General features: G+C 66.6%; 6 protein-coding genes and 1 pseudogene. 1 reads left to right on the plus strand and 6 read right to left on the minus strand.

Annotated elements, in window-relative coordinates:
- Positions 1 to 35: 35 nt before the first annotated feature.
- The 6 genes from serA to Y706_RS0119645 form a co-directional block, all read right to left on the minus strand.
- Complete coding sequence (gene serA, locus Y706_RS0119620) at positions 36 to 1,631, minus strand: phosphoglycerate dehydrogenase (RefSeq protein ID WP_028277927.1); 1,596 nt, start codon at positions 1,629 to 1,631, stop codon at positions 36 to 38.
- A 127-nt stretch (positions 1,632 to 1,758) separates the two neighbouring features.
- Positions 1,759 to 2,784 carry a ketol-acid reductoisomerase gene (ilvC, locus tag Y706_RS0119625; protein ID WP_026538933.1) on the minus strand — a complete coding sequence of 342 codons (1,026 nt, stop codon included), beginning with the start codon at positions 2,782 to 2,784 and terminating at the stop codon, positions 1,759 to 1,761.
- A 78-nt stretch (positions 2,785 to 2,862) separates the two neighbouring features.
- Positions 2,863 to 3,375, minus strand: coding sequence for an acetolactate synthase small subunit (gene ilvN, locus Y706_RS0119630; RefSeq protein WP_018773531.1), 513 nt, complete (start codon positions 3,373 to 3,375; stop codon positions 2,863 to 2,865).
- Between the two features lie 2 nt (positions 3,376 to 3,377).
- Positions 3,378 to 5,276, minus strand: coding sequence for an acetolactate synthase large subunit (locus Y706_RS0119635; RefSeq protein WP_028277928.1), 1,899 nt, complete (start codon positions 5,274 to 5,276; stop codon positions 3,378 to 3,380).
- 379 nt (positions 5,277 to 5,655) lie between these two features.
- The gene (gene ilvD / locus Y706_RS0119640; protein ID WP_026538934.1) at positions 5,656 to 7,377 is read right to left on the minus strand and encodes a dihydroxy-acid dehydratase; all 1,722 of its coding nucleotides are present in this window, start codon (positions 7,375 to 7,377) and stop codon (positions 5,656 to 5,658) included.
- 129 nt (positions 7,378 to 7,506) lie between these two features.
- The gene (locus tag Y706_RS0119645; RefSeq protein WP_028277929.1) at positions 7,507 to 8,445 is read right to left on the minus strand and encodes a LysR family transcriptional regulator; all 939 of its coding nucleotides are present in this window, start codon (positions 8,443 to 8,445) and stop codon (positions 7,507 to 7,509) included.
- Between the two features lie 184 nt (positions 8,446 to 8,629).
- Between Y706_RS0119645 and Y706_RS0119650 the strand changes: the two are divergent.
- Positions 8,630 to 8,869, plus strand: a pseudogene (locus tag Y706_RS0119650) (hypothetical protein); the annotation flags it as partial.

Below are 8,869 nucleotides of genomic sequence, written 5' to 3' on the forward strand. Positions count from 1 at the left end.
CGTCATGCCGCCGCCGGGGCCACGCGGGGAGGATTTCAGTCCTCGAGGTCAACCTCGCGGACCATGTCAGCGCCGATCCCGGCCTTGATCGCGTCAAGGACCTGCTGGGGAACGGAGCTGTCGATGGTCAGCAGCGCCAGCACCTGGCCGCCTTCCGTCTGGCGTGCCACCTGCATGCCGGCGATGTTGATGTTGTTCATGCCCAGGATGTGGCCGATGGTGCCGATCACGCCGGGGCGGTCCGAGTAGGCAACCACCACGAGGTGTTCGCTGATCGGGATTTCCACCTCGTAGCCGTTGACGCCGACCAGTTTCTGGATCTGCTTCGGGCCCGTCAGGGTTCCGGCGACGGAGATCTGGCTGCCGTCGCTGAGGGCGCCGCGCAGGGTCAGGACGTTGCGGTACGACTCGGTGTCCGGCGTCGTGATGAGGCGGACGTTGATGCCGCGCTGCTCGGCGATGACGGGTGCGTTGACGTAGGAGACCTGCTCGGTCACGACGTCGGCGAAGATGCCCTTGAGCGCCGCGAGTTCCAGGACCTTGACATCGAGCGAGGAGATCTCGCCGGCCACCTCGACGTCGAACTGGGTGAGGGAGGCATGAGTCAGCGCGGTGAAGATGCGGCCCAGCTTTTCCATCAGCGGGATGCCGGGGCGGACGTCCGGGGCGATGACACCGCCGGCGACGTTGACGGCGTCGGGGACCAGTTCGCCGGCCAGGGCCAGGCGGACGGACTTGGCGACGGAGACGCCGGCCTTCTCCTGGGCCTCGTCGGTGGAGGCGCCCAGGTGCGGGGTCACCACGACGTTGTCGAGTTTGAAGAACGGCAGGTCGGTGCTGGGTTCCTTGGAGAAGACGTCGACGCCGGCGCCGGCGATGTCACCGGCCTGCAGCGCGGTGTAGAGGGCTTCCTCGTCCACCAGGCCGCCGCGGGCGACGTTGACGACGTACGCCGTGCTCTTCATCTTCTTGAACGCCTCGGCGCCGAGCATGCCGACGGTTTCCGGGGTCTTGGGCATGTGGATGGTGATGAAGTCCGACTGGGCCAGGAGCTCGTCGAGCGTCACCAGCTGCACGCCGAGCTGGGCGGCCCGGGCGGAGGTGATGTAGGGGTCGTACGCGAGGATCTTGGTGTCGAAGCCCTTCAGGCGGGCCGCGACGAGGGCGCCGATCCGGCCCAGGCCGATGATGCCGATCTTCTTCTCGAAGAGCTCGATGCCGGTGTACTTGGAGCGCTTCCACTCCCCGTCCTTGAGGGCGGAGCTGGCCTGCGGGATGTGGCGGGCGAGGCTCAGGATGTGCCCGACGGTCAGTTCGGCGGCGGAGACGATGTTGGAGGTCGGCGCGTTGACCACCATGACGCCGGCCTGGGTGGCCGCCTTGATGTCCACGTTGTCCAGGCCGACGCCGGCGCGGGCGATGACCTTGAGGTTCTTGGCGGCGGCGATGGCCTCGGCGTCCAGCTGGGTGGCGGAGCGGACCAGGATCGCGTCGACGTCGGCGATCGCGGAGAGCAGCTGGGAACGGTCGGAGCCGTCAGTCTGGCGGATTTCAAAGTCCGGGCCGAGGGCCTCGACTGTGGCGGGCGAAAGTTCCTCAGCGAGGAGTACGACAGGTTTGGTGCTTGTCACCGGTGACCTCTTTAGCTCTCTTGTGTATCTGGTGGGGATTTTGGTGAATCGGGTGGTGCTGGTGGTGCTGGACAGCAGGGAAGCCGGACCCCATGATGTGGTGTCCGGCTCCCCTGCCGGGCAATGCCTAGCGGGCGACTGACCCTTCGGTGTAGTCGTCTTCGTTCTTGATCCAGGAGAACAGCTTGCGCAGTTCGCGGCCGGTGGCCTCGATCGGGTGGTCTTCACCCTTCTTGCGCAGCGCCTTGAACTCCGGCGCGCCGGCGTCCTGGTCGTCGATGAAGCGCTTGGCGAAGGTGCCGTCCTGGATGTCCGCGAGGACAGCCTTCATGTTTTCCTTCACCTGCGGGGTGATGACGCGGGGGCCGGAGACGTAGTCGCCGTATTCCGCGGTGTCCGAAACGCTCCAGCGCTGCTTGGCGATGCCGCCCTCGACCATGAGGTCGACGATCAGCTTGAGCTCGTGCAGCACCTCGAAGTAGGCGACCTCGGGCTTGTAGCCGGCCTCGGTGAGGGTTTCGAAGCCGTACTGGATCAGCTGCGAGGCGCCGCCGCAGAGGACAGCCTGCTCGCCGAAGAGGTCGGTTTCGGTCTCTTCGGTGAAGGTGGTCTCGATGACGCCCGCACGGGTGCCGCCGATCGCCTTGGCGTAGGAGAGGGCCAGTTCCTTGGCCTTGCCGGACGGGTTCTGCTCGACGGCGATCAGGTCCGGCACGCCGCGGCCGGCTTCGAACTCGCGGCGCACGATGTGGCCCGGGCCCTTGGGGGCGACGAGGGCGACGTCGACGTCGGCCGGGGGCTGGATGTAGCCGTAGCGGATGTTGAAGCCGTGGCCGAAGAACAGGGCGTCGCCCGGCTGCAGGTTCGGGGCGATGTCCTCGGCGTAGACGTGGCGCTGGACTTGGTCCGGGGTGAGGACCATGATGAGGTCGGCCTCGGCGACGGCGTCGGCAACGTTCAGGACCCGCAGGCCCTCGGCCTCGGCCTTGGCGCGGGACTTCGAGCCTTCCTTCAGGCCGACGCGGACGTCAACGCCGGAATCGCGGAGGCTGAGGGCGTGGGCGTGGCCCTGGGAGCCGTAACCGATGACGGCGACGGTGCGGCCCTGGATGATCGACAGGTCGGCGTCGTCGTCGTAAAACATTTCAGTCACTGGGGTGTCTCCTTTTGAGTGGATTCTTCGTAGATATTGTCTGTGGTGCTGCGGTACAACGGGGCGGCTCCGGCGGTGTTACGCGCTGCGGAGGGCCCTGTCACTCATGGAGCGGGATCCCCGCCCAACGGCCAAGGTGCCGGACTGCACGATTTCGCGGATGCCGAATGGCTCAAGCACTGACAAGAGTGCCGTGAGTTTCTCGGGGTGGCCCGTTGCCTCAATGACCACCGACTCTGTGGAGACGTCGACCACTGAAGCGCGGAACAGGTCTGCAGCCTGGGTGACCTGCAGGCGTGTTGCGGCATCCGCACGTACCTTGACCAGGATGTGGTCACGCTGTACGGAAGATTCGGAAGTGAGCTCGACGATCTTGATCACGTTGACCAGCTTGTTCAGCTGCTTCGTGACCTGTTCGATCAGCTCGCCATCGGCGTCGACCACCACGGTCATCCGGGACATGCCCGGGACCTCGGTGGGGCCGACGGCCAGGGAATTGATGTTGAAGGCCCGGCGGGCGAAGAGGCTGGCGACGCGGGTCAGCACACCGGGCTTGTCTTCGACCAGAACGGACAATGTGTGGCGGGTCATGTTCAGTCCTCCTCTTCCCATTCCGGGGTCATGTTGCGGGCAACCTGGATCTGGTCGTTGCTGACCCCTGCGGGGACCATCGGCCACACCATCGAGTTGGGGCTCACGACGAAGTCGATGACCACCGGGCGGTCATTGATCTCCAGTGCCTTCTGGATGGTCGCGTCAATGTCCTCGTCGCGTTCGCACCGGAAGGCGGCGCAGCCGTAGGCGTCCGCCAGCTTGACGAAGTCCGGGATGCGGACTGTGTCGTGGCCGGTGTTGAGGTCGGTGTTGGAGTAGCGGCCCTCGTAGAAGAGGGTCTGCCACTGCCGGACCATGCCCAGGGAGGAGTTGTTGATGATGGCGACCTTGATGGGGATCTTGTTGATCGCGCAGGTGGCCAGTTCCTGGTTGGTCATCTGGAAGCAGCCGTCGCCGTCGATCGCCCAGACCACGCGGTCCGGTTCGCCCACCTTGGCGCCCATGGCCGCCGGCACGGCGTAGCCCATGGTGCCGGCGCCGCCGGAGTTGAGCCAGGCGTGCGGGCGTTCGTACTTGATGAACTGCGAGGCCCACATCTGGTGCTGTCCGACGCCGGCGACATAGACGCCTTCGGGACCGGTCAGGGCGCCGATGCGTTCGATGACGCGCTGCGGGGCGCTGAGGCCGTCCTCGGGTTCGGTCCAGCCGAGCGGGTAGGTTTCCTTGAGGTTGTTAAGGAAGGCCCACCAGGTGGTCAGGTCCGGGGTGCCGAAGGCTTCGAACTGCAGGCGCAGGGCCTCGGTCAGCTCCGGGATGATCTCCTTGACCGAGCCGACAATCGGGACGTCGGCCGTGCGGTTCTTGGAGATTTCCGCCGGATCGATGTCGGCGTGGATGACCTTGGCGTTCGGGGCGAAGGACTTCAGGATGCCGGTCACGCGGTCATCGAACCGGGCGCCCAGGGTGATCAGCAGGTCCGACTGCTGCAGTGCCGTCACGGCGGAAACCGTGCCGTGCATGCCCGGCATGCCCACGTGCTGGGGATGCGAGTCCGGGAACACGCCCCGCGCCATCAGGGTGGTCACCACGGGGGCGCCGGTCAGCTCGGCCAGTTCACGCAGCTCGGCCGAGGCGTGGGCCTTGACCACTCCGCCGCCGACGTAGAGCACGGGCTTGCTGGCACCGGAAATGAGCCGGGCGGCCTCGCGGACCTGCTTGCTGTGGCCGCGCACCACCGGCCGGTATCCCGGGAGATCGATCTTGGGCGGCCAGGAGAACGTCATCTGGCCCTGCTGGGCGTCCTTGGCGACGTCCACGAGGACCGGTCCCGGGCGTCCGGTGGACGCCAGGTGGAACGCCTCGGCCATCACATGCGGGATGTCGTTGGGGTCCGTGACCAGGAAGGAGTGCTTCGTGATCGGCATGGTGATCCCGACGATGTCCGCTTCCTGGAATGCGTCGGTGCCGATCACCCCGCTGGAGACCTGGCCGGTAATGGCCACTATCGGCACGGAGTCCATGTGGGCGTCCATGATGGCGGTAACGAGGTTGGTGGCACCCGGGCCCGAGGTGGCGATGCAGACGCCAACCCGTCCGGTAACCATGGCGTAGCCTTGCGCGGCGTGGCCGGCTCCCTGTTCGTGACGGACCAAAACGTGGTTCATTTTGGAAGCCATCAAGGGGTCGTAGGTGGGCAGGATCGCGCCACCGGGCAAACCGAAAATGTCCTGGACGCCGAGTTCTTCGAGCGAGCGGACAATTGCTTGCGAACCGGTCATGACCGTCGGGGGTACGACGTTGTTCGGTCCGAGGACAGGAGAGACGGCAGCAGAGTCGACGCCGGCGTCAGCCGGACGTTCGACGCGTTCCGGAGCCTTGTGGGCTCCAGTGGACTTGGTGGCCATCAGCGAGGGGCTGATCGGCGATCCTTTGCTCATCGGACTCTTCCTTTGTGGATCTTCGGTGATCGTGGAACTACTGGTTTTGTTCTGGTGGTGCGGCTGGTGCTGCGGGAAATAAAAAAACCCCTCAGCCGGCGGGCTCTTCGAGGGGTTGCGCGTGACGGTTCGTTACCAGTGAAGGCTAATGAGCCACGCGCTTGGTAAGTACGACGGAAACACCTGCAGCGCTCTCGACTGCAGTGCACTCAAATTCAGTGGCTCCGGCTGTAACGATCTCGATCATGCGTTCAGTTTTCCCTCTGAGTGAGACGGGTGTCAACGAGCCCGGCCCGTGTCTCACTATTTGGACAACGGTGTCCACTAGCTGGTCCTACCTGGGTGGACGGCGCTCAGCGCCGTCCACCCAGGTAAGGCACTACCCGCAGTATGCGCCCGTGGAGGCGCTGTGGACGAGCTTGGCGTACTTGGCGAGCACGCCCTTCGTGAACTTGGCCGGGAGCGGCTCCCAGCCGACCTTGCGGGCCTCGAGCTCGGCGCCGTCGACCAGGAGGTCGAAGGTGCGCGCCGCGATGTCCACGCGGATCCGGTCGCCGTCCTTGACGAACGCGATGGGGCCGCCGTCGACGGCTTCCGGCGCGACGTGGCCGATGCACAGGCCGGTGGTTCCGCCGGAGAACCGTCCGTCGGTCAGCAGCAGGACGTCCTTGCCCAGGCCCGCGCCCTTGATGGCGCCCGTGATGGCGAGCATCTCGCGCATGCCGGGGCCGCCCTTGGGGCCTTCGTAGCGGATCACAACGACGTCGCCCTTGTGGATTTCACCCTTGTCCAGGGCATCGAGCGCGCCCTGTTCGCGTTCGAACACGCGGGCCGTGCCCTCGAAGACGTCGGCGTCGAAACCGGCGCTCTTGACGACGGCGCCTTCCGGGGCCATCGAGCCGTGCAGGATGGTGATGCCGCCGGTCTTGTGGATCGGGTTGTCCAGTGCGCGCAGGATCTTGCCGTCCAGGTCCGGCGGGTTGATCGCGGCCAGGTTCTCGGCCACGGTCTTGCCGGTGACGGTGAGGCAGTCACCGTGCAGCAGGCCGGCGTCGAGCAGTGCCTTCATGATCACCGGCACGCCGCCGATCTTGTCGACGTCGGTCATCACGTAGCGGCCGAAGGGCTTGAGGTCGCCCAGGTGCGGGATCTTGTCGCCAATCCGGTTGAAGTCCTCCAGCGTCAGCTCCACCTCGGCTTCGCGGGCGATCGCGAGCAGGTGCAGCACGGCGTTGGTGGAACCGCCGAAGGCCATCGTGACGGCGATCGCGTTCTCGAACGCCTTGCGCGTCATGATGTCGCGGGCGGTGATGCCCAGGCGCAGGAGGTTGACCACGGCTTCGCCGGACTTGTGCGCAAAGGCATCGCGGCGGCGGTCCGCGGAGGGCGGTGCCGCGGAGCCGGGCAGGGACATCCCCAGGGCCTCACCGATGCAGGCCATGGTGTTGGCGGTGTACATGCCGCCGCAGGCGCCCTCACCCGGGCAGATTGCCTTTTCGATGCGGTCCAGGTCCTCGCGGCTCATCTTGCCGGCGGCGCACGCACCGACGGCCTCAAACGCGTCGATGAGGGTGACCTCCTTTTCGGAGCCGTCCTCGAGCTTGACCCAGCCGGGCATGATGGAGCCGGCGTAGAGGAACACGGCGGCCAGGTCCAGGCGGGCAGCGGCCATCAGCATGCCCGGCAGCGACTTGTCGCAGCCGGCCAGGAGCACAGAGCCGTCGATCCGCTCGGCCTGCATGACCGTCTCGACGGAGTCGGCGATGACTTCGCGGGACACCAGGGAGAAGTGCATGCCCTCGTGGCCCATGGAGATGCCGTCCGAGACGGAGATGGTGCCGAACTGCATGGGGAACCCGCCGCCGGCGTGGACGCCTTCCTTGGCGCCCTGGGCGAGCCGGTTCAACGAAAGGTTGCAGGGGGTGATCTCGTTCCACGAGCTCGCCACGCCGATCTGCGGCTTGGCGAAGTCGTCGTCGCCCATGCCGACCGCCCGGAACATGCCGCGCGCGGGGGCGGCGTGGATTCCATCGGTAACGACCCGGCTGCGGGGCTTGATGTCCGGCTTGGTGTCTGCTGCTGTTTGGGTGTCCTGACTCATGGCTCAAAGTCTAGGGCTCTGCCACAGGCGCCAACGACCCAAGAACGGAGCGTTAAGCGGAAAACCGGGAATATTTCGATCAAATAGTGGACTCTCGTCTCACATCATGAAACCGGGGCCCGCTTTGACCTAGGCCCGGTGAGCCGCGTCACGCAGTTCCGGGGCCTCGGCGACACCTTGGGCCTCGGCCTTGAGCATCGCCAGGACCTGCTGGATGGTGGTCCGGGCCGCGACGTCCGGACGGGCCAGCGCCACGATGCTGCGGCTGGCCTTCACGCCCTCGAGCGGGCGCAGGACGAACCCCCGGCCCTGGTTACTGACCGCCGTGTACCGCGGCAGCAGGCTCAGCCCGTGCCCCGCGCTGACCAGGGCTTCCAGGACCCGCAGATCCGGGAACTGCTGGGCCCGGACCGCCTGCGAGTCGGCCCGCACCTCGATCTGGCGCAGCACGGTGTCGAAGGGAAAACCCTCGGGAACCCCCATCCACGGAAAGCCGACGACGTCCTCGGCGCACAGCGTGGCCTTGCCGACCAAAGCGTGCCCGGCCGGCAAGGCCACGTCCAGGGGTTCGTCCAGCAGTGGCACCACCGTCAGGCCCTGGCCGCCGAAGACTTCCGGACCGTCGACACTGTGCGCCAGGACGATATCGTAGTCCGCGGTCAGCCCGGCGAACCCGGCAACGCCCGGGTCCTCGAAGTGCGCCTCGAACCGGAGCCCCTCGACGGCTTTGACCCGGTGCAGCATGCCCGGCAGGAACATCTCCGCGGCGCTGGGAAAGAAGGCTGCCACCACCCGTGTCTGCCAGCCGCGCCGGTACGTGTCGATGGTTGCTTCCGCCCGGGCCATGGCCGTCGACACGTCGGCGGCGGCGCCGGCCATGGCCAGCCCTGCCTCGGTAAGGCGCACTCCCCTGCCGGATTTCTCCACCAGGACGACGCCCAGTTCCTCCTGCAGGGTCTTCAGCTGCTGCGACACTGCCGATGGCGTGACCTTCATGGCCTCCGCCGTGGCGCCCACGGTCCCGCGGCCGGCGAGTTCACGCAGAATCTGCAGTCGCTTGAAATCCATGAGGCGAGGCTACACGCCGGGCCGGGTTTGAATCCGGTTCCGGGTTGCTCACCGGGCCCGGGATCCGCTCCAGGAATGCCCGGCATTTGGCCGCCGGGAGGGTGGACAGCCGCTTTGCCCGGACGTAACGTCAAGCATCGGCAACCATGCCTCATGGGCTGAATACGGACTGAAAGGCTCTGCTATGGACTGGATCGTCTGGCTCCTTGTCATCATCGTGGTGGTCGCTGTGGTCTGGCGGCTGCTGAACCGCAACAAGAGCCGCCCGGGCGCAGATTCCTCATCCGCTGCAGGCACCAGCACCGGCACCTCGGCCGGCATTTCTTCTGGCACCCCTGCCGATGCGACGCCAGTGCCTGGCGCGGCGACGGCGAGCGGTTCGGCGGCCAGTTCGACGGCGGCCACCAGTCCGGCTGGCCCGGCA

Origin of the sequence: Arthrobacter sp. I3, from assembly GCF_000520575.1 — a bacterium.
In the GTDB taxonomy this organism is placed as follows: Bacteria; Actinomycetota; Actinomycetes; order Actinomycetales; family Micrococcaceae; genus Arthrobacter; species Arthrobacter humicola_A.

Bases quoted from the DNA above. Each gene is read 5' to 3' on its own strand.
- ilvD (WP_026538934.1), bottom strand. From the start codon at position 7,377: ATGAGTCAGGACACCCAAACAGCAGCAGACACCAAGCCGGACATCAAG.
- Y706_RS0119635 (WP_028277928.1), bottom strand. From the start codon at position 5,276: ATGAGCAAAGGATCGCCGATCAGCCCCTCGCTGATGGCCACCAAGTCC.
- ilvN (WP_018773531.1), bottom strand. From the start codon at position 3,375: ATGACCCGCCACACATTGTCCGTTCTGGTCGAAGACAAGCCCGGTGTG.
- Y706_RS0119645 (WP_028277929.1), bottom strand. From the start codon at position 8,445: ATGGATTTCAAGCGACTGCAGATTCTGCGTGAACTCGCCGGCCGCGGG.